17 protein-coding genes, 1 other RNA gene and 1 pseudogene are annotated in these 17,233 nt (G+C 74.0%); 8 read left to right on the top strand and 11 right to left on the bottom strand.

Annotation, left to right across the window (positions count from 1 at the left end; genetic code table 11):
- The first annotated feature begins 61 nt into the window (after positions 1–61).
- The gene (locus ACFYZS_RS22365) at positions 62–691 is read left to right on the top strand and encodes a TetR/AcrR family transcriptional regulator (RefSeq protein ID WP_389015288.1); all 630 of its coding nucleotides are present in this window, start codon (positions 62–64) and stop codon (positions 689–691) included.
- 185 nt (positions 692–876) lie between these two features.
- Positions 877–1,623: a bifunctional DNA primase/polymerase gene (locus ACFYZS_RS22360; RefSeq protein WP_389015285.1), complete on the top strand. Its 747-nt coding sequence runs from the start codon at positions 877–879 to the stop codon at positions 1,621–1,623.
- 44 nt (positions 1,624–1,667) lie between these two features.
- Here the strand turns inward: ACFYZS_RS22360 and yaaA are convergent, their stop codons facing one another.
- Positions 1,668–2,468, bottom strand: a complete 801-nt coding sequence (gene yaaA, locus ACFYZS_RS22355; RefSeq protein WP_389015282.1) for a peroxide stress protein YaaA — start codon at positions 2,466–2,468, stop codon at positions 1,668–1,670.
- A 102-nt stretch (positions 2,469–2,570) separates the two neighbouring features.
- Here yaaA and ACFYZS_RS22350 point away from each other — a divergent pair, with 102 nt between their 5' ends.
- Together ACFYZS_RS22350 and ACFYZS_RS22345 are read left to right on the top strand one after the other, a co-directional pair.
- Positions 2,571–4,022 (top strand): RNB domain-containing ribonuclease, encoded by a 1,452-nt coding sequence (locus ACFYZS_RS22350; protein ID WP_389015279.1) that lies wholly within the window; start codon positions 2,571–2,573, stop codon positions 4,020–4,022.
- A 101-nt stretch (positions 4,023–4,123) separates the two neighbouring features.
- Positions 4,124–5,086: a helix-turn-helix domain-containing protein gene (locus ACFYZS_RS22345; protein WP_389015276.1), complete on the top strand. Its 963-nt coding sequence runs from the start codon at positions 4,124–4,126 to the stop codon at positions 5,084–5,086.
- Positions 5,087–5,206: 120 nt separating this feature from the next.
- Here ACFYZS_RS22345 and ACFYZS_RS22340 read toward each other — a convergent pair whose 3' ends face one another.
- Both ACFYZS_RS22340 and ACFYZS_RS22335 read right to left on the bottom strand, forming a co-directional pair.
- Positions 5,207–5,908, bottom strand: coding sequence for a hypothetical protein (locus ACFYZS_RS22340; RefSeq protein WP_389015273.1), 702 nt, complete (start codon positions 5,906–5,908; stop codon positions 5,207–5,209).
- Positions 5,905–6,642 carry a MerR family transcriptional regulator gene (locus ACFYZS_RS22335; protein ID WP_389015270.1) on the bottom strand — a complete coding sequence of 246 codons (738 nt, stop codon included), beginning with the start codon at positions 6,640–6,642 and terminating at the stop codon, positions 5,905–5,907. The genes ACFYZS_RS22340 and ACFYZS_RS22335 overlap by 4 nt, the downstream gene beginning before the upstream one ends.
- A gap of 77 nt (positions 6,643–6,719) precedes the next feature.
- On the opposite strand from ACFYZS_RS22335, the gene rnpB reads away from it, so the two are divergent.
- Positions 6,720–7,119: RNase P RNA component class A (gene rnpB / locus ACFYZS_RS22330), an RNA gene on the top strand.
- 80 nt (positions 7,120–7,199) lie between these two features.
- On the opposite strand, the gene ACFYZS_RS22325 is transcribed toward rnpB, so the two are convergent.
- The 4 genes and pseudogenes from ACFYZS_RS22325 to ACFYZS_RS22310 form a co-directional block, all read right to left on the bottom strand.
- Positions 7,200–8,522: a bifunctional RNase H/acid phosphatase gene (locus tag ACFYZS_RS22325; protein ID WP_389015267.1), complete on the bottom strand. Its 1,323-nt coding sequence runs from the start codon at positions 8,520–8,522 to the stop codon at positions 7,200–7,202.
- Positions 8,522–9,265 (bottom strand): zinc ribbon domain-containing protein, encoded by a 744-nt coding sequence (locus ACFYZS_RS22320; protein ID WP_389015838.1) that lies wholly within the window; start codon positions 9,263–9,265, stop codon positions 8,522–8,524. The genes ACFYZS_RS22325 and ACFYZS_RS22320 overlap by 1 nt, the downstream gene beginning before the upstream one ends.
- The gene (locus tag ACFYZS_RS22315) at positions 9,262–10,128 is read right to left on the bottom strand and encodes a Nif3-like dinuclear metal center hexameric protein (protein WP_389015264.1); all 867 of its coding nucleotides are present in this window, start codon (positions 10,126–10,128) and stop codon (positions 9,262–9,264) included. Before ACFYZS_RS22315 ends, ACFYZS_RS22320 begins: the two co-directional genes overlap by 4 nt.
- Positions 10,129–10,208: 80 nt before the next feature.
- A pseudogene (locus tag ACFYZS_RS22310) lies at positions 10,209–10,462 on the bottom strand (iron-siderophore ABC transporter substrate-binding protein); the annotation flags it as partial.
- A 208-nt stretch (positions 10,463–10,670) separates the two neighbouring features.
- Here ACFYZS_RS22310 and ACFYZS_RS22305 point away from each other — a divergent pair.
- Positions 10,671–11,759: a hypothetical protein gene (locus ACFYZS_RS22305; RefSeq protein ID WP_389015261.1), complete on the top strand. Its 1,089-nt coding sequence runs from the start codon at positions 10,671–10,673 to the stop codon at positions 11,757–11,759.
- Between the two features lie 69 nt (positions 11,760–11,828).
- Here ACFYZS_RS22305 and ACFYZS_RS22300 read toward each other — a convergent pair whose 3' ends face one another.
- Genes ACFYZS_RS22300 through ACFYZS_RS22290 form a run of 3 tightly spaced genes read right to left on the bottom strand, consistent with a single transcriptional unit; the run spans position 11,829 to position 14,780 of the window.
- A complete protein-coding gene (locus tag ACFYZS_RS22300) occupies positions 11,829–12,797 on the bottom strand; it encodes a 3-oxoacyl-ACP reductase (protein ID WP_389015259.1) in 969 nt (322 codons plus the stop codon).
- A gap of 14 nt (positions 12,798–12,811) precedes the next feature.
- Positions 12,812–13,891, bottom strand: a complete 1,080-nt coding sequence (locus ACFYZS_RS22295) for a Zn-dependent alcohol dehydrogenase (RefSeq protein ID WP_389015257.1) — start codon at positions 13,889–13,891, stop codon at positions 12,812–12,814.
- 34 nt (positions 13,892–13,925) lie between these two features.
- On the bottom strand, positions 13,926–14,780 hold the full coding sequence (locus tag ACFYZS_RS22290) for a MaoC/PaaZ C-terminal domain-containing protein (RefSeq protein WP_389015254.1): 855 nt from the start codon (positions 14,778–14,780) through the stop codon (positions 13,926–13,928).
- Between the two features lie 253 nt (positions 14,781–15,033).
- Here ACFYZS_RS22290 and ACFYZS_RS22285 point away from each other — a divergent pair, with 253 nt between their 5' ends.
- Positions 15,034–15,459, top strand: a complete 426-nt coding sequence (locus tag ACFYZS_RS22285) for a DNA-binding response regulator (RefSeq protein ID WP_389015251.1) — start codon at positions 15,034–15,036, stop codon at positions 15,457–15,459.
- A gap of 111 nt (positions 15,460–15,570) precedes the next feature.
- Complete coding sequence (locus tag ACFYZS_RS22280; RefSeq protein ID WP_389015248.1) at positions 15,571–15,996, top strand: hypothetical protein; 426 nt, start codon at positions 15,571–15,573, stop codon at positions 15,994–15,996.
- 32 nt (positions 15,997–16,028) lie between these two features.
- Here the strand turns inward: ACFYZS_RS22280 and ACFYZS_RS22275 are convergent, their stop codons facing one another.
- Positions 16,029–17,222 carry a lipid-transfer protein gene (locus ACFYZS_RS22275; RefSeq protein ID WP_389015245.1) on the bottom strand — a complete coding sequence of 398 codons (1,194 nt, stop codon included), beginning with the start codon at positions 17,220–17,222 and terminating at the stop codon, positions 16,029–16,031.
- Positions 17,223–17,233: the final 11 nt, after the last annotated feature.

The raw sequence follows: 17,233 nt of genomic DNA, 5'->3' as shown, positions 1-17,233 counted from the left end.
TGATTGGGTGGTTTACGGAATGACACAAAGACGAGACGTCTCGCGTTGATAATTTGTCCGAATGAGCAGCAGATCACCTGACGCGAAGGCCCCCGACCCGGCCCGCCGCAACGACCGCTCCCGGCGGGCCATCCTCGACGCGGCGCTCGCGCTGCTCGCCGAGGTCGGCTACAACAAGCTGACGATCGAGGCCATCGCCGCCCGCGCGGGCGTCGGCAAGCAGACGATCTACCGCTGGTGGCCCTCGAAGGCCGTGGTCCTGCTGGACGCCTCGCTCACGCTCTTCGGGGACGCGGAGGCGGAGGCCGGCTGGACGGGCTTCCCGGACACCGGCGACCTCGCCGCGGACCTCAAGCTGGTGCTGCGGGCGACGGTGGACCAGTTCAACGACGAGAAGTACGAGGCCCCCGCGCGCGCCCTGACGGCCGCCGGGGCGACCGACCCGGAGCTGAGCGCCCGCTTCACCGAGCAGCTGCTGGAGCCGCAGCTCGCGCTGTACGAGACGCGGTTGCGGGCGGCCCGGGAGGCCGGCGCGCTCGCGCCGGACGTGGACCTGCGCCTGATCGTGGAGATGCTGGTGGGGCCGCTGACGTACCGCTGGCTGATGCGTACGGCGCCGCTGACGCACGCGTTCGCGGACGAGCTGGTGGACCGGGTGCTCGGTGGGGTGTCGAAGGTCACCGAGGGCTGACGGGGCGGCGACGGGCCAGGAACAATTGGCCGAATTTCACGGGTATGTGATGGTATTCCGCCTGCTGTTGTGCGCTCCCCGTGCACCTGTCCCCCACCCCCCGGTGAGGGAGTGCGGTCACCCGGACCGCAGGATGGTGGGACCATGTGAGGGTCTGCCGGGGAAACGGTGAGGTGAGGGGATAGATGGGGTCTGAGTCCGGCCGCGTCAAACGCGGCGAGCAGAGCAGGATTTCCCAGTGGCTGCGCCGGCGGCCCAAACCCTCCCCCGAAGATCCCGAGCACGCACGCGAGGCCCTTCTGCTGTCCGCGGCCGCCGCGGGCCTGCCGCTCGCCCCCGCCGCCCATCCCGCCGGCTACCGATGTTCGTGCGACCGGATCGGCTGTCCCACCCCCGCACGCCACCCCCTCTCCTTCGCCTGGCAGACGCAGTCGACGACCGACCGCGCGCAGATCGAACGCTGGGCACGCAACGAGCCGCAGGCGAACTTCATCACCGCGACGGGCATGGTCCACGACGTACTGGACGTCCCGCTCGAAGCCGGGGCGAGCGCGCTGAGCCGCCTGCTGGCGGCGGGCGTGGAGGTCGGCCCGGTCGCGGAGTCCGGCGGTACGGGCGACCAGGCCCGGATGCTCTTCTTCACGGCGACGCGCGGCACCCCCGAGGACGAGGACGAGTGGTGGCCGTGCGAGCTGGACTGCCACCCCGAGACGATGGACGAGCACCCGGGCCTGCGCTGGCACTGCCGCGGCAGCTACGTCCTGGTCCCCCCGGCCGCCCTCCCCGGTGACCTGGCGGTGACGTGGATCCGCGGCATGGAACACCCCCTGCCGGACCCGCTCACCCTCCTCGAGACCCTGACGGACGCCTGCGCCGCCTACGCGGTGGCGGCCGACCGGACCCCGTCGGCAGCCTGGCCCCTGAGCCGCTAGGCGGTGCCGGGCGGGGCCCGACCCGGACCCCGGCCGGCCGTCCGTCAGTGGATCTGGGTGACCACCACGTCGAGGGCCCAGGCCTTGGCCGGCTTCGCGGGGGCCTCGGCTTCGACCGTGTAGCCGAGGTCCCGCAGGGCGGCGACCAGCTCCGCCGGGCCGTCCGGCTCGGCCCCGGCGACGAGCAGGTCCCGTACCAGCCGGCCCTTCGTCGCCTTGTTGAAGTGGCTCACCACCGACCGCTTCTCCACCCCGTCCACGACCTGCGAGTGCAGCACCCGCACCGTCGCCGTGCGCCCCGCCACCTCGCCCTTGGGCTTCCACGCCGACGCGTAGGCCGAGGACCGCAGGTCCAACACCAGCCCCTCCCCCGCCGCGGCCGGCATCACCGCGGCCATCGGCTCCCGCCAGTACGCCCCGAGCGCGCCCAGCCCCGGCAGCTTCACACCCATCGAGCAGCGGTACGAGGGGATCCGGTCGGTCACCCGGACCGCGCCCCACAGGCCCGAGAACACCATCAGCGACCGCTCCGCCCGCGTCCGCGCCGCCGCCGGCAGGTCCGCCAGGCCCAGCGCGTCGTACAGGACACCGGTGTAGATCTCCCCCGCCGGCCGGGCCGGCGCGGAGCGCAGGGCGGCGTTCTTCGCCACCTCGCCGCGCAGCCCCTCGCTCAGGCCGAGCACCTCGCGGGCCTTCAGTTCGTCACCCGCGCACAGCTCGACGAGTTCCTCCAGCACGGCCGCCCGCGCCTCGGCCAGTCCCGGCAGCGACAGCGCCTGCGGCTCCAGGGGCGCGCCGGAACCGCCGACGGCCTTTCCCTCGGACGGCGGCAGCAGCACGAGCACGGTGGTTCTCCTTCGGTACGACACGGCGCAGGGGGTGCGGCCCCCGAGCCAGGGTAAGGCTCTCGCCGCGCCCCACGGCGCCACCGGTCATACGCTCGACCCATGCCACGCCGCCATATGCACATGACCGGCGCAGACGGGGCTGCCCTGCGGGCCGCGCTGCGTGACCTGAGGACGGAGCTGGGCGTGCCCGGGGAGTTCCCGGCTCCGGTGCTCGCCGAGGCCGAGCGGGCGGCCCGCGCCCCGCGGCTCCCCGGCGTCGACGCGACCGACCTCCCGCTGTTCACGATCGACCCGCCCGCCTCCCGCGACCTGGACCAGGCCATGCACCTGGCGAGGCGCCCGAGCGGCGACGGCGGCGGGTACCGCGTCCACTACGCCATCGCCGACGTCGCCGCCTTCGTCACCCCCGGCGGCGCCCTCGACGCCGAGGCCCACCGCCGGGTCACCACCCTCTACTTCCCCGACGGAAGGGTTCCCCTCCATCCGTCCGTCCTCTCCGAGGGCGCGGCCAGCCTGCTGCCCGGCCAGACCTGCCCGGCGCTGCTGTGGCGCTTCGACCTGGACTCCGCCGGCCGCGTGGAGACCACCGAGGTCCGCCGCGCCCTGGTCCGCAGCCGGGCCGGACTCGACTACGACGGCGCCCAGCTGGCCATCGACTCCGGCACCGCCGAAGAACCCCTCGCCCTGCTCCGGGACGTCGGCCGGCTCCGCGAGACCCTGGAGCAGGAGCGCGGCGGGGTCTCCCTGAACGTGCCGGAGCAGGAGATCGTCGCGGAGCACGGCTCGTACACCCTCGCCTACCGGGCCCCGCTCCCCGCCGACGGCTGGAACGCCCAGATCTCCCTGATGGCCGGCATGGCCGCCGCCGAGCTGATGCTCGGCGCCGGCACCGGCATCCTGCGCACCCTCCCCAGCGCCCCCGACGGGGCCGTCGGCCGGCTCCGGAGGGCCGCCGCCGCCCTGCGGATCGACTGGCCGCACCACATGCCGTACGCCGAACTCGTCCGCACCCTCGACCCGCACCTCCCCGCCCACGCCGCGTTCCTCCAGGAGTGCACGGCCCTGCTGCGCGGCGCGGGCTACACGGTGTTCACCGGCGGCCGGGCCCCGGACCCCCTCCTGCACGCCGCGGTGGCGGCCCCGTACGCGCACTGCACCGCCCCGCTGCGCCGGCTCGTCGACCGGTACGCCGGCGAGCTGTGCGTGGCGGCGGTGGCCGGGGCCGAGCCCCCGGCGTGGGCGCTGGAGGCGCTGGACGCGCTCCCGCAGCGGATGGCGGACGGGAACAGGCTGGCCAACACGGCCGAGCGGGAGTGCGTGGACCTCGTCGAGGCGGCCCTGCTGAAGGACCACGTCGGGCAGACCTTCGAGGCGACCGTGATCGACGTCAAGGAGCACGAGCCGCTGGTGGGCACCGTCCACCTGGAGGAGCCCGCGGTGGTCGGCCGGGTCGAGTCGCCGTCCGCGCGGCTGCCGCTCGGCGAGCGCATCCGGGTCCGCCTGACCGAGGCCGACCCGGGCCGCGCGAAGGTGCTGTTCGCGCCCGCGTGAGCGGATGCCCCCTGCATGATCCAAAAGACGCGGCCGGGCCGGCTATGGCCCGGGCGACCGCCGCCTGTCATCATCTGCGCAGCAGGCGGGGGAGGCCGGCGATGGGGTCCGTCGACATGTCCGTACGGCCGGCCGCACCGGCAGCTCCGGCAACCGCGGCGCCGGTCCGGCCTCCGGACGCGCACCGCCGCCGACCCGCCGCCGCACTGCGCCCGCACATCGTCAACTACACCGGCTTCCGTACGGAGTTCACCGCTCCCCGGCGCAGGCTGGAGCTCCCCACCGGGTACGTGACGCTCGTCTTCCCCTTCGACGAGGGCCTGTGGGTCTCCCGGGGCGGGGAGCAGCCGTCCGCCCCGCTGCGGCCCGCCGCCGGGGCGCTGGTCAGCGGCCCGCGCACCGGCTGGGCGGTCGGGGTGCACGCGGGCGCCGTCCACGGGCTGGAGGTCAACATGAGCCCGCTCGGCGCCTACCGGCTCTTCGGCGTCCCCGTGGCGCACTTCGGGGAGGCCCGCGTGGACCCGGCCGAGGTGCTCGGCCCCGGCGGCCGGTACCTGGCCGAGCGGCTCCGGGCACTCGGCTCCTGGTCCGCGCGCTTCGACCTGCTCGACGCGGTGTTCACCGCCCGCCTGGAGCGCGGTCCGGCCGCCGCCCCCGAGGTCCGCGGAGCCCTGTCCCTGTTGTGGGCCGACAGCGGCTCGCTGGCCCTGGCCGCGGCCGGGACCGGCTGGAGCGCCCGTACGCTGCGCGCCCGCTTCCGCGAACAGGTCGGCCTGTCCCCCAAGGGCGTCGCCCGGGTGTTCCGGCTCCAGCACGCCCTGCGGATGCTGGCGGCCGGGACGGCCCCGGCCCAGGTCGCGGCGGCGTGCGGCTACCACGACCAGGCCCACTTCGGGCGGGACGTGAAGGCCCTGACCGGGCTGCCGCCCTCCCGGTTCGCGGCCCTGCGCGGCGGGCTGCCGCCGGGCTCCGCCCTGGACCGGGTACCGGGCCGCATCACCAGCCTGCTGCTCCCCGACGAGGGCGTGGGACACCTCCCGGCCGAACCCGGACAGGAGCCGTGAACATGGCCGGGAATCACCTGTGCGTGCCGTTTTTGACAAGACACGGCCGCCCGTTCCTTGCCACGCTCGGCGCACGACTCCTCATCCCCCCGGAGAGTCCCGACGCAGTGCGGCAGCCCGTCACGGGGGTGCGGGTTGCCGCAGTGCGGCCACCAGCGTGCGCGGGTCGTCGGCGTGGAAGCGGATGGTGCGGGCCTCGGCCCGGGCGCCGAGGGGCCGGGTGAAGGCGAGCGGCCGGGTCAGCTCCAGGGTCACCGTGGTCTGGCTGCCGACGATCAGGTCGAGCACCCCGTCCCCGGAGAGCGCGACGAGCCGGCCCTCCGGATAGCGCCGGTCCACCCGGACCGAGGCCACCGCCTCGGGCGGGACGGTGAGGTCGAACAGGGCTCCGTACCGGATCCGCAGGGAGCCGTCCCGGCGGACCACGTGCGGCCGGGTCACGCAGGCCGCGTGCATCGCGAGCATCAGCAGCACCCCGTACACGTCGAGGACGAGCACCACCCGGTGGACGGCCGGCCAGGGGATCAGGAGGGACAGCGCGACGGTCTCGACCAGCGCCACGAACACCAGCCCGTACATCATGGCCGTCTGCGGTCCGGTGTACCCGGCGGCGAGCTCGCCCGCGCCCACCCCGTGCGGGGGCCGGCGCAGCACCCACCGCCCCAGCGAGGCGCCCGCGCGCAGCTCGTGCAGCAGCAGCCTCCGTACGGGCACGGGCACGACGGCCCGCACCGCCTCGCGCACCGTCCTCCGCGTCGTCTTCCGCACCGCCTTCCGCACCGCCTTCCGCACCGCCTTCCGCACCGCCCGGACGTCGCTCATCCCCTGCCCCTCTCCACGAACGCCTCCATGACCCGGCGGACGACCTCCGCCTGCGCCGGGGTGAACTCCGCGAGCAGCGCCTCCTTGAACCCCTCGCCGGCCACCCCGCCGCCGGCCGGGACCGCGTCGAAGATCCCGTCGGGTACGGCCGCCACCATCGCGGCGGCGAGCGGGGGGATCCGCGGGTCGTCGACGGCGGCGTCGGCGAGCTCGTCGAGCCGCTCGTACAGGGCGAGGACCGCCGGGTCGGCGGCCACCGGGCCGAGCGCCGCGTACAGTTCGGCGCCGCCCACGCCCACCGAGTCGAGCAGCGTCAGGTGCTCGCGGTCCAGTGCGGCGCTCGGCGAGTCCGTCTCCGGAGCCTTCGCCAGCAGCGCGGCGAGGGCGGGCGAGAGCGGCCCGTCCTCCCCGGGCGGCGAAGCGCGCAGCGCGGCGAGCCGCTGCCGGCGCTCCCGGATCGCGGCCTCCTGCCGGGCCAGGTCGGCGTCGAGCTCCTCGAGTACGTCGGCCAGCTCGCGCCCCGCGTCGTCCGCGAGGACGTCCCGCACCTCGTCGAGGCTCAGCCCGAGCTCGGTGAGCCGGCGCACCCGCGCCAGCAGGACGGCGTCGCGCACGCTGTACGCGCGGTATCCGTTGGGCCGCCGCTGCGGCTCCGGGAGCAGCCCGACGTGGTGGTAGTGCCGGATCGCCCGGGTCGTGACCCCGACAAGCGCGGCGATCTCTCCGATCCGCATGCCCTCCAGTAGAAACCCTGCCGCTGCGTCAAGGTCAAGCGCGGCGCCGGGCGCGGGTAGCATGGTCACTCGCAGAACAACCGGAGCGGGCGGCCGCGTCGGGATCCCCGGATCCCGCCGAGGAACGTCCGGGCTCCACAGGGCAGGGTGGTGGCTAACGGCCACCCGGGGTGACCCGCGGGACAGTGCCACAGAAAACAGACCGCCGGGGCTTCGGCCTCGGTAAGGGTGAAACGGTGGTGTAAGAGACCACCAGCGCCTGGGGTGACCCAGGCGGCTAGGTAAACCCCACCCGGAGCAAGGTCAAGAGGGGTCGTTTTCGGACGGCCCTGCGCGAACGTTCGAGGGCTGCCCGCCCGAGTTCGCGGGTAGACCGCAGGAGGCCGGCGGCAACGCCGGTCCTAGATGGATGGCCGTCTCCCCGGCGACCGCGAGGTCACCGGGCGACAGAACCCGGCGTACAGCTCCGGTTGTTCTGCACTCGACGAAGCCGAAGGGCCCGCCCCCTTGAGGGGGCGGGCCCTTCGGCGTCTTCGCCGTACGTGCTCGACCGGCGGCTACCGCAGGTGCGAGGTGTCGTTCAGCAGGCGCACCGAGGCGTTGCCGTCGGCGTAGTAGGCCACCGCCGAGAGGGAGGCCGCGGAGAGCTCCATCTTGAACAGCGCCTCAGGCGGGGCGCCCAGGGCGAGCCGGACCAGGATCTTCACCGGGGTCACGTGCGTGACCAGCAGCACCGTGCGGCCCGCGTGCGCGGCGAGCAGCCGGTCCCGGGTCGCCGAGATGCGGCGGGTGGCGGCCGTGAAGCTCTCACCGCCGCCCGTCGGGGCCGCCTTCGGGGAGTCCAGCCAGGCCTGCAGGTCGTCCGGGAAGCGCTCGCGCACCTCGCCGAAGGTCAGCCCCTCCCAGGCGCCGAAGTCCACCTCGCGCAGGCCCTCCTCGACGGTGACCGTGAGGCCGAGGCGGTCCGCGACGGCCTGCGCGGTCTCCCGGCAGCGGCGCAGCGGGGAGCAGACGATCGTCTGGATGGTCCCGCGCGCGGCCAGGGCCTCGGCCACCGCCGCTGCCTGGCGGCGGCCGGCCTCGGACAGCTCCGGGTCGGTGCCGCCGCTGCCGGAGAAGCGCTTCTGCGGGGTGAGGGCCGTCTCCCCGTGGCGCAGCAGGACGAAGGTCGCCGGGGTCCCCATGTCGGGACCCCAGCCGGGCGTTGCGGACGGGGCCTGGGCCGGGCCCGGTGCGGGCGCGGGGATGCGTGCCGAGGCACTGGCGCCGTGCTCCGCGAACAGGGTGTCGGCCCCTGCCTCCTCGCGTGCCGGTGCGGTGGCCGACGTGGCGGAAGCGGTGGCGAGCGCGGCCCGTACGGCCGCGGCCCCCTTCGCGGCATCCCCCGGAGGGCCGGCGGGCGGGGTCGCCAGGGCGCGGGCCGCCGAGGAGTCCAGGGCCGCCGAAGAGGCCGACGGCTCCCACTGCTTGCCGAGCTTGCCCGCGTCCATCGCCTCGTTGGCGAGCCGGTCCGCGTGCTTGTTCCGCTCGCGCGGGATCCACTCGTACGCGACCTGCGCGCGCGGCAGGATCTTCGCCGCCTCGGCCGCGAGGGGCTTCATGTCCGGGTGCTTGATCTTCCAGCGGCCCGACATCTGCTCGACGACCAGCTTGGAGTCCATGCGGACCTGCACCACGGCGTCCGGGAAGAGCTCGCGGGCGGCCTTCAGGCCGGCGATCAGGCCCTTGTACTCGGCCACGTTGTTCGTCGCGACGCCGATGTACTCCGCACGCTCGGCCAGCGTCTCGCCCGTCGCCGGGTCGAGGACGACCGCGCCGTAGCCGGCGGGCCCCGGGTTGCCCCGGGAGCCGCCGTCCGCCTCCACGACGAGCCTCTGCATCAGATGCCCGAGTCGGCCGTACGGACCAGGATGCGGCCGCAGTTCTCGTGGCGCACGACCTGGTCGCGGGCCGCGGCCTTGATCTCGTTCACCTCGGCCATGTCGAGCTCCAGGCGGCAGCCCTCGCAGCGGCGCTGGTACAGGCGGGCGGCGCCGACGCCGCCCTGCTTGACGCGGATCTTCTCGTACAGGGCCATCAGGTCGGCCGGCATCGAGGCGACGATGACCTCGCGGTCCTTGGTGACCTTCGCGGCCTCGGCGTCGAGTTCGGCGGTGGCCGTGTCGCGGCGGGCGGTGGCGTCCGTCAGCTTGGCTTCGAGGGCGGAGACCCGCTCGGTCAGCTCGGTGACCCGCTCCTGGGCACCCTCCAGGCGCTCCATGACCTCCAGGACCACGTCCTCCAGGTCGGCCTGGCGCTTGGCGAGGGAGACGACCTCGCTCTGCAGGTTCGCCAGGTCACGGGCGGAGATGCCCGCGCCGGAGTCGAGCCGCTGCTGGTCGCGGGCCGCGCGCTGGCGCACCTGGTCGACGTCCTGCTCCGCCTTGGTCTGCTCGCGGGCGGCGTCGCTCGCCTGCGTCTGGGCCGCGACGAGCAGGTCGCGCTGCTGCGTCAGGTCCTTGGTCAGGGACTCGACCTCGGTGTGCTCCGGCAGCGACTTGCGCTTGTGGGCGAGCTGAGACAGCCGCACGTCCAGGGCCTGGACGTCGAGAAGTCGGATCTGGTCGGCGGGCTCGGCGTTCAGTTGGGGGCTCCTGAGATAGAAGAGGGAGGTGAAGGAACGTCGGACGGCGCGTGCGCCGTCCACGGGTCGGTGACCGTGCGCGAGACGTGGGTGCGCAGACCCCAGCCGTGGCGCTCGGAGACGGCGTCGAGCTGCGCGGCCGCCTGCTCGCACCAGGGCCACTCGGTGGCCCAGTGCGCGGCGTCGACGAGGGCGAGCGGGCTGCGCTCGCGGGCCTCGGACACCGGGTGGTGGCGCAGGTCGGCGGTGAGGAACACGTCCACGCCGGCGGCCCTGACCTGGTCGAAGAGGCTGTCCCCGGAGCCGCCGCTGACGGCGACGGTACGGACGAGCAGTTCGGGGTCGCCGGCGACGCGGATGCCCTGGGCGGTCCGCGGCAGCCGTGCGGCGGCGCGGGCGGCGAAGGCGCGAAGGGTCTCGGGGTGGTCCAGCTCGCAGATCCGGCCGAGGCCCCGGCGGCCCTCGGAGTCGGTGGGATCGGGGACCAGCGGACCGGTGATGCGCAGGTCGAGGGCGCCGGCGAGGGCGTCGGAGACGCCGGGGTCGGCGGTGTCTGCGTTGGTGTGGGCGACGTGCAGCGCGATGTCGTTCTTGATCAGCGTGTGCACGACGCGGCCCTTGAAGGTGCCGGCCTCGACGGTGGTGGTGCCCCGGAGGTAGAGGGGGTGGTGGGTGACGACCAGGTCGGCGCCCAGCTTCACCGCCTCGTCGACGATGTCCTGTACGGGGTCGACGGCGAACAGGACGCGGGAGACCTCGGCGTCGGGATCGCCGCAGACGGTTCCGACGGCGTCCCACTGCTCGGCCCGCGAGGGGGGCCAGAGGGCGTCCAGCGCGGCGATGACTTCGGAGAGACGGGGCACAGGCCAAGGCTACCGTCCGCACGGGAGCGGGTCCGTCCCCGCGGGGCGGCGGCCCCACCGGGTGCCGGGGTGGTACGGGGTCCCGGGCGGATGGAGAACGCGGTCGGGGCGATCTTCGAGAGCGCGTCGTACTTGTCCGCGGAGCGCAGCCGGCTGCCGGGGATCAGGTCGGGCTTGAGGGCGTTGATCGCCTCGAGGTCGAGGTGGTTGACGGTGCCGACGGGCTTGGGCTCGCCGGCTTCCTTCTTCAGGTGGCCCGGGATGCCGTCGTCGCCCTCGGTGGGGCGTGGCCGACGGGCTGGGGGCCGAGGGAGACAACGTTGTCCGAGGCGCCGCCCCTGCCGTCCGCGCCGTCTTGCCGGCCTTCGCGTCCCGGCCGCCGCAAGCGGTGAGGGCGAGCACGCCCCGCTGTCGCACAGCACAATCGCCCCCGCCGGCAGGCTCGAACCGCCCGACGGCCACCCGTATGTGTGAAGCGGGGATGGTGGTGTTGTTCGGCCCGAAGTGCGAAAACTAGCTTCCTCCCCGGAGGTGACGCACGGATGACTGTCTGTGCCATCGAGATCACGACGACGGCCCCGTTCACCATCGCCGCGGACGGGTCGTACGCGGCCCGGCTGGCCGGGGACGGAGAGGCGCGGTATCCGGAGCGCTGGACCCTGACCGGGCCCGAGCCGTACGCGGTGCCGCTGCCGCTCGCGCAGCCCGAGGAGGCCGACAGCGAGGTGCTGGCGCTGGCCGACGGCCGGGTGCTGATCCACCGGCGGGTCGCCCGGAGGCACGCCTTCGCGCTGCTGTACCCGACGGGCGGCGCCGCGGACGGGCCGCGGACCGGGGAGCTCCCGCTGGGTTCGGTGGAGCCCGGGGACGAGGCGGTGCGGGTCCGCCTGCTGCCCCCCTCCCCGGATGGGTGCGGCGCCTTCGCCCTGGCCTCTTCGGCCGCCGGGACCACGGTCTGGCAGGTGGCCGGAGGCCCCTTCGGACAGGTCGCCCGGATCCCGGGCCGGTGCTCCGGCGGCGTGTGGCTGGACCGGGCCGGCCGGATGCTGGCCCTGGACCGCGAGCTGGACGGCACCACCAAGGCCGTCGCGGTGGACCTGGGCCGCGGCGGCGAGGTCTCCCCGCTGCTCCAGATCGCGGAGGGCAGCGACGACCGGCTGCTGCTGGCCGACCCCGACAGCGGACTGCTGCTGATCCGCTCGGACGCCCCGGGCGAACCGCGCCTGGGGTGGGGGGTGCTGGGCAGCTCGCTCCCGGTGCGCTTCCCGGAGTGCCTGCGCGGGGAGGCGGGGACCCCGTTCGCGGTGCAGCCGGGTCAGGCCCTGATGCCGGAGAGCTGCGCGGTCGCGCTGCGGCTGGAGGACGGCGGGGGCACCCCCGGCGGTGGCCGGGGGAGGATCGGCCTGTGGCGCCCCGCCGACCGGCACGTGTTCCGGCTGGCTGCGCCCGAGGGCTGGCTCGGGACCGGGCTGTGGAGCCCGCAGGGCCGCCTGCACCTCCCGTACGCGACCCCCGACACCCCCTGCGGGATCACGGGGCTGACCATGCCGGTGGCCCCGCCGCCCCCCGTCCGCCTGGACCCTCCGGCGGCCGCACCGCGACCCGTCCCCCTGCAACAGGCCCCGCTGTAGCCGCCCGCCCGGCGCCCGGCGGGCCGCCCGAGAGGAGGGCGCCCTCCCCGCCGGGCCGGCCCGTGCGGATCAGGCCCGGTCCGCGGCGCGGACCCCCTGGTCGTGCTTGAGGGCCAGCACCTCCGCCGCCGCGAAGGTCTCGTTCGCCGGACGGGACGCGTAGTACGGGGTCAGGGCCTCGTCCAGCTCCTCGAAGGAGAAGGCCTCCTTGGCCGTGTCGAACTTCGCGGCCACCTTCGGGCGTTCCATCACCACCACGATCCCGCCGTGCACGACGAACAGCTGCCCGTTGGCCCCGGCCGAGGCCGGCGAGGCGAGGTACCCGACGAGCGGGGCGACGTGCTCGGGGGCCAGCGGGTCGAGCTTGCCGTCCTCCGGGAGCTGGAAGCCCGCGAAGACGTCCTCCGTCATACGGGTCCGGGCGCGCGGGCAGATGGCGTTGGCCGTCACCCCGTACTTGGCCAGCGCCAGGGCGGTCGAGGTGGTCAGGCCCACGATGCCGCCCTTGGCCGCCGCGTAGTTCGGCTGGCCGGCCGAACCGCCGAGGAAGGCCTCGGAGGAGGTGTTGACGATCCGGCCGTAGACCGGTCCGCCCGCCGCCTTCGACCGCTCGCGCCAGTGCACGGAGGCGAAATGGGTGGTGTTGAAGTGACCCTTGAGGTGGACCCGGATCACCGAGTCCCACTCCTCCTCCGACATGGAGAAGACCATCCGGTCGCGCAGGATGCCCGCGTTGTTGACCAGGACGTCCAGCTTCCCGAAGGTGGACACCGCCAGCTCGACCAGCTCGCGCGCCTGCTCGAAGTCGGCCACGTCGCCGAGGTGCGCCACCGCCCGCCCGCCCGCGGCGCGGATCTCCTCGGCCACCTCCTCCGCCGGAGCCGCCGAGGCCTCGCCGGAGCCGTCGCGCCCGCTCTGGCCGAAGTCGTTGACGACCACGGCCGCCCCGAGCCGCGCGAGCTCGATCGCCTCGGCCCGGCCGAGACCGCGGCCGGCGCCGGTGACGATGGCGGACAGCCCCTCAAGTGGGAGTGACATCTACCGGATTCCTCTCAGAGTTCGATGCAGGTGCGCAGGGCCACGCCGGTGCGCATCTGGTCGAGGGCGTCGTTGATCTCGGCGAGGTGCACCCGGTGCGTGATCAGGCTCCCCAGGTCCACCCGGCCGGCCCGCCACAGCGCGATGGTGCGCTCGTACGAGCGGAGCACGTCCCCGCCCCCGTACATCGACGGCAGGATCTTCTTCTCGTCGAAGAACAGCGAGAACATGTTGACCGAGTAGTTGTCGTCGAGCGCGCCCGCGCCGACCACGACGACGGAGCCGCCGCGCCGGGTCATCTCGTACGCGGTCTGCGTGGTGGCGGACTTGCCGACGACCTCGAAGACGTAGTCGAAGCCCTCGCCGGCCGTGATCCGGTTCTTGGCGTCGCCGAAGGCCTCCGGTGCCACCGCCTCGGTGGCACCGAAGCGGAGCGCCGCCTCACGCCGGGAGGCCACCGGGTCCACCGCGATGATCTGCGCCGCGCCCTGGACCTTGGCGCCCTGGATGACGGAGATGCCGACGCCGCCGCAGCCGATGACGGCGACCGAGGACCCGGCCTCCACCTTGGCGGTGTTGATGGCGGCGCCGAGGCCGGTGGTCACTCCGCAGCCGATCAGCGCGGCGATGTCGTACGGCAGGTCGTCGGGGATCGGTACGGCGCAGGAGGCGGGCACCACCATCTCCTCGGAGAAGGTGCCGGTGCCGGCGAAACCGAAGATGTCCCCGCCGCCCGCGCGGCGGAAGTTGGGCGTGGCCACGTTCGCGAAGGACTCCAGGCACAGGTGGCCCTGGCCCCGCTTGCAGGCGGGGCAGTGTCCGCACGGCGGCAGCCAGCAGACGAGGACCCGGTCGCCGATGGCGTGCGTGGTGACCCCGTCGCCGACGTCGACGATCTCGCCCGAGCCCTCGTGGCCGGGTATGAAGGGGGCCGGCTGCGGCAGCACGCCGCTCATCGCGGAGAGGTCCGAGTGGCACAGGCCGGTGGCCCTGATGCGGATCCTGACCTTGCCGGGGCCGAAGCCCGCGGTCTCCATGTCGTCGACGACTTCGAGCTTGTCCTGGCCTATCTCGCTCTGCAGTGCTGCGCGCACGGTGCGGCTCCTTGTGTGTCGCGAAGGTCGGGCGTTACGCGTGTTCGACGACGGTGTCGGCGAGGACCGGCGCGTCGTCCCGTTCGACGGCGGTCACCGCGACCCGGACCTGCCCGGGCTCCTCCCACATCCGGATCCGCAGGGTCTCGCCCGGGAAGACGATCCCGGCGAAGCGCGTGCGGTAGGCGCGGACCCGCGAGACGTCCCCGCCGAGCGCCGTGTCGACGACGGCCTTGAGGGTCATCCCGTACGAGCACAGGCCGTGCAGGATCGGCCGGTCGAAGCCGGCCAGCTTGGCGAACTCGGGGTCGGCGTGCAGGGGGTTCCAGTCGCCGGACAGCCGGTACAGGAGCGCCTGCTCCTCGCGGATGTGCCGCTCCTCGACCCGGTCGGGGGCCCGCTCGGGCAGCTCGGAGGTGACGGAGGGGCCGCGCTCGCCGCCGAAGCCGCCCTCGCCGCGTACGAAGATCTGCGCGTCGCTGGTCCACAGCGGCCCGTCGGCGTCGGCCACCTCCGTGCGCAGCACGATCACCGCGGCCTTGCCCTTGTCGTAGAGGGCGGCGACCTTGGCGGAGGAGGTGGCGCTGCCCTTGACCGGGATGGGCCGGTGCAGCTCGATGGACTGGCCGCCGTGCAGGACGTTGGCGAGGTTGACCTCGATGCCCGGGGCGGCGAGGCCGCCCATCATGGCCATGCCGGCGCCGGCGACGGTCGCGAAGCTGGGCAGTACGTGGAGCTTGGACTCCAGGGTGTAGCGCAGTTCGTCGGGGTCGGTGGCGGGGCGGCCGGCCCCGAGGCCGAGGTGGTAGAGCTGGATGTCCTTGTGGTCCCAGGCGATGGTCCCCTGGCGGGGGTCTGCGGCGAGGGCCCTGGCGGCATCGATCGGCATTGAGGATGCTGCTCCTTGTTCGGTTCTTCGGTTCCCATTGCGTGGAAGACCTCGGTGCGGCCGTCCGCACCGTCGGCCGCACCGAGGTCGTTTGCGGGACCGCTCCGGTTCTAGAACGCGTTCTAGGATCGAGCGGTGAGGAATGTATAACGCACGCCCCAGCAGTTGGGAAGACTCCTGACTACGTGTCAGGACGGGTTTGGCCGAGGCGTGTTGCCGCGTAACCCGGAGGGGTGGCACCTAGGCTGACGGGGTGGACGAGCTGCCCCGGAATTTCCGTACGACGAGGTCGCTGCGGGTCCTGCTGGCGGAGGGGCCGGGCACGCCGGCCGGCGCGCTCGCGGTCCTGCTCGGGCTGGAGCCGGATCTCGACGTGGTCGCCCGGGTCGCGCCCGGCGCGGACGTGGGCGCGGCGGCGCTGACGGCCTGCCCGGCGGTGGCGCTGGTGGACGCGGACCGGCCGGACGCGCTCGCGGAGGTGGCGGCGGTGTGCCGCGCGGCCCCGGAGTGCCGGGTGCTGCTGCTGGCCGGGTCGGCCCGGCCGGGCCTGGTCGAGGGGGCGCTCGCCGCGGGGGCGGCGGGGGTGGTGGTGCGCGACGACCCTCCCGTAGCCCTGGCCGACGCCATCCGCCGCGCCGTGACGGGCGAGCCGGTCACGGACCCGACGCTCGAACCGTAAGGCGGCGGGCAGCCGTTCCCGGCCACCGATTTGACGGATTCCGCCGCAGCGCCGGTCCGCGCACTGGACCAGGATGAGGCTTCCTCAACCCAGCTTCGTGGAGAAGGAATCATGCGCATATCCACCCTTCCCGCCGCCGTCGCCCTGGCGGCCGCCACGCTCGCCGCAGGAGCGGTTCCGGCCGCCGCCGACACCCCCGGCCCGATCCTCACGGTGGAGCTCGAGGCCGGCACCGCCGCCCACCACCACAACACCGCGAGGGTGACCTACCAGCGCGTCGACGGCGCGGCGAACTCCGTCAAGATCATCTCGGTGGAGATCGTCAGCGGCGAGCGCGACTGCGCCTGGGTCTCGTGGAACGACCCGCACGACGTGAACGGCTGGTCCAACCTGACCAGCGAGCCCTCCTGCAACGGCACCGGCCTGTTCGAGTCGCACGACCAGATCATCAAGGCGCCGGCCGGCCACCCGCTCAAGGTGCGCCTGGCCGGCGACCACCTCGGCGACGTGGTCCACAAGGACATCGAGAAGCTCTGACCGGCGCGCCGCCCCCGCAGCCCCGGACGGGCTCAGCCCCTGCGCAGCATCGTCACCACCGCCGCGCCGCCCAGGCCTATGTTGTGGGCCAGGCCCACCCTGGCCCCCTCGACCTGCCGCGGCCCGGCGGCGCCGCGCAGCTGCCAGACCAGTTCCGCCGCCTGCGCCAGACCCGTCGCGCCCAACGGGTGGCCCTTCGAGATCAGACCCCCGGAGGGGTTCACCACCCACCGCCCGCCGTACGTGGTCGCGCCCGATTCCACGAGCTTCCCGCCGGCTCCCTCCTCGCACATGCCCAGCGCCTCGTACGTCAGCAGCTCGTTGATCGAGAAGCAGTCGTGCAGCTCGATCACGTCCACGTCCTCGATCCCGAGCCCGGACGCCGAGAACACCCGGCGCCCCGCCGCCTCCGTCATCGGCCTGCCGACCACGTCGATGCAGGATCCGGAGGCGAACGAGGCCTCCGTGTCCGTCGTCATCGCCTGCGCGACGATCTCCACGGCCTTGTCGTGCAGCCCGTTCGCCACCACGAACCGCTCCGAGACGACGACCGCCGCCGCGGCCCCGTCCGAGGTCGGTGAGCACTGGAGCTTCGTGAGCGGCTCGTGGATCGGCTTCGCCGCCAGGATCTCCTCGACCGTGTACACGTCCTGGAACTGCGCGTTCGGGTTGTTCGCCGAGTGCCGGTGGTTCTTCGCCCCGACCATCGCCAGCTGCGCGGCCGTGGTCCCGTACCGCTCCATGTGCTCGCGCGCCGCGTTCCCGAAGATCTGCGCGGTCGGCGGGGACATCTCGAAGCCGTGCCCCGCGGCCATGATCCCGTAGTGCCGGGCGACCGGCGAGGTCTTGAAGTCGGAGCCCGCGTCGGCGCCGCCGCCCAGCGCGCCCTTCTTCATCTTCTCGAAGCCCAGGGCCAGCACGCAGTCGCTGCTCCCGCCCTCCACGAACTGGCGCGCCATCATCAGCGCCGTGGAGCCCGTCGCGCAGTTGTTGTTCACGTTGTAGACCGGGACCCCGGTCAGTCCCAGCTCGTACGCGGCCCGCTGGCCGGCCGTGGAGGCCTGGAAGCAGTACCCCACCGGGACCTGCTCCACCTGGTCGTACGCGATCCCCGCGTCCGCCAGCGCCGCCGTCCCGGCCTCCTTGGCCATGTCCCAGTACTGCCAGTCCCGCGACTGCGGCTTCTCGAACTTCGTCATGCCGACGCCCACGATGTACGACTTCATCACTGATGCCC

Origin of the sequence: Streptomyces sp. NPDC001903, assembly GCF_042891345.1 — a bacterium.
Classification (GTDB): domain Bacteria; phylum Actinomycetota; class Actinomycetes; order Streptomycetales; family Streptomycetaceae; genus Streptomyces.
This window is presented reverse-complemented; position numbering and strand designations above follow the sequence as displayed.

Bases quoted from the DNA above. Each gene is read 5' to 3' on its own strand.
- ACFYZS_RS22365 (WP_389015288.1), top strand. From the start codon at position 62: ATGAGCAGCAGATCACCTGACGCGAAGGCCCCCGACCCGGCCCGCCGC.
- ACFYZS_RS22360 (WP_389015285.1), top strand. From the start codon at position 877: ATGGGGTCTGAGTCCGGCCGCGTCAAACGCGGCGAGCAGAGCAGGATT.
- ACFYZS_RS22350 (WP_389015279.1), top strand. From the start codon at position 2,571: ATGCCACGCCGCCATATGCACATGACCGGCGCAGACGGGGCTGCCCTG.
- ACFYZS_RS22345 (WP_389015276.1), top strand. From the start codon at position 4,124: ATGGGGTCCGTCGACATGTCCGTACGGCCGGCCGCACCGGCAGCTCCG.
- ACFYZS_RS22340 (WP_389015273.1), bottom strand. From the start codon at position 5,908: ATGAGCGACGTCCGGGCGGTGCGGAAGGCGGTGCGGAAGGCGGTGCGG.
- ACFYZS_RS22335 (WP_389015270.1), bottom strand. From the start codon at position 6,642: ATGCGGATCGGAGAGATCGCCGCGCTTGTCGGGGTCACGACCCGGGCG.
- ACFYZS_RS22325 (WP_389015267.1), bottom strand. From the start codon at position 8,522: ATGCAGAGGCTCGTCGTGGAGGCGGACGGCGGCTCCCGGGGCAACCCG.
- ACFYZS_RS22305 (WP_389015261.1), top strand. From the start codon at position 10,671: ATGACTGTCTGTGCCATCGAGATCACGACGACGGCCCCGTTCACCATC.
- ACFYZS_RS22300 (WP_389015259.1), bottom strand. From the start codon at position 12,797: ATGTCACTCCCACTTGAGGGGCTGTCCGCCATCGTCACCGGCGCCGGC.
- ACFYZS_RS22290 (WP_389015254.1), bottom strand. From the start codon at position 14,780: ATGCCGATCGATGCCGCCAGGGCCCTCGCCGCAGACCCCCGCCAGGGG.
- ACFYZS_RS22280 (WP_389015248.1), top strand. From the start codon at position 15,571: ATGCGCATATCCACCCTTCCCGCCGCCGTCGCCCTGGCGGCCGCCACG.
- ACFYZS_RS22275 (WP_389015245.1), bottom strand. From the start codon at position 17,222: ATGAAGTCGTACATCGTGGGCGTCGGCATGACGAAGTTCGAGAAGCCG.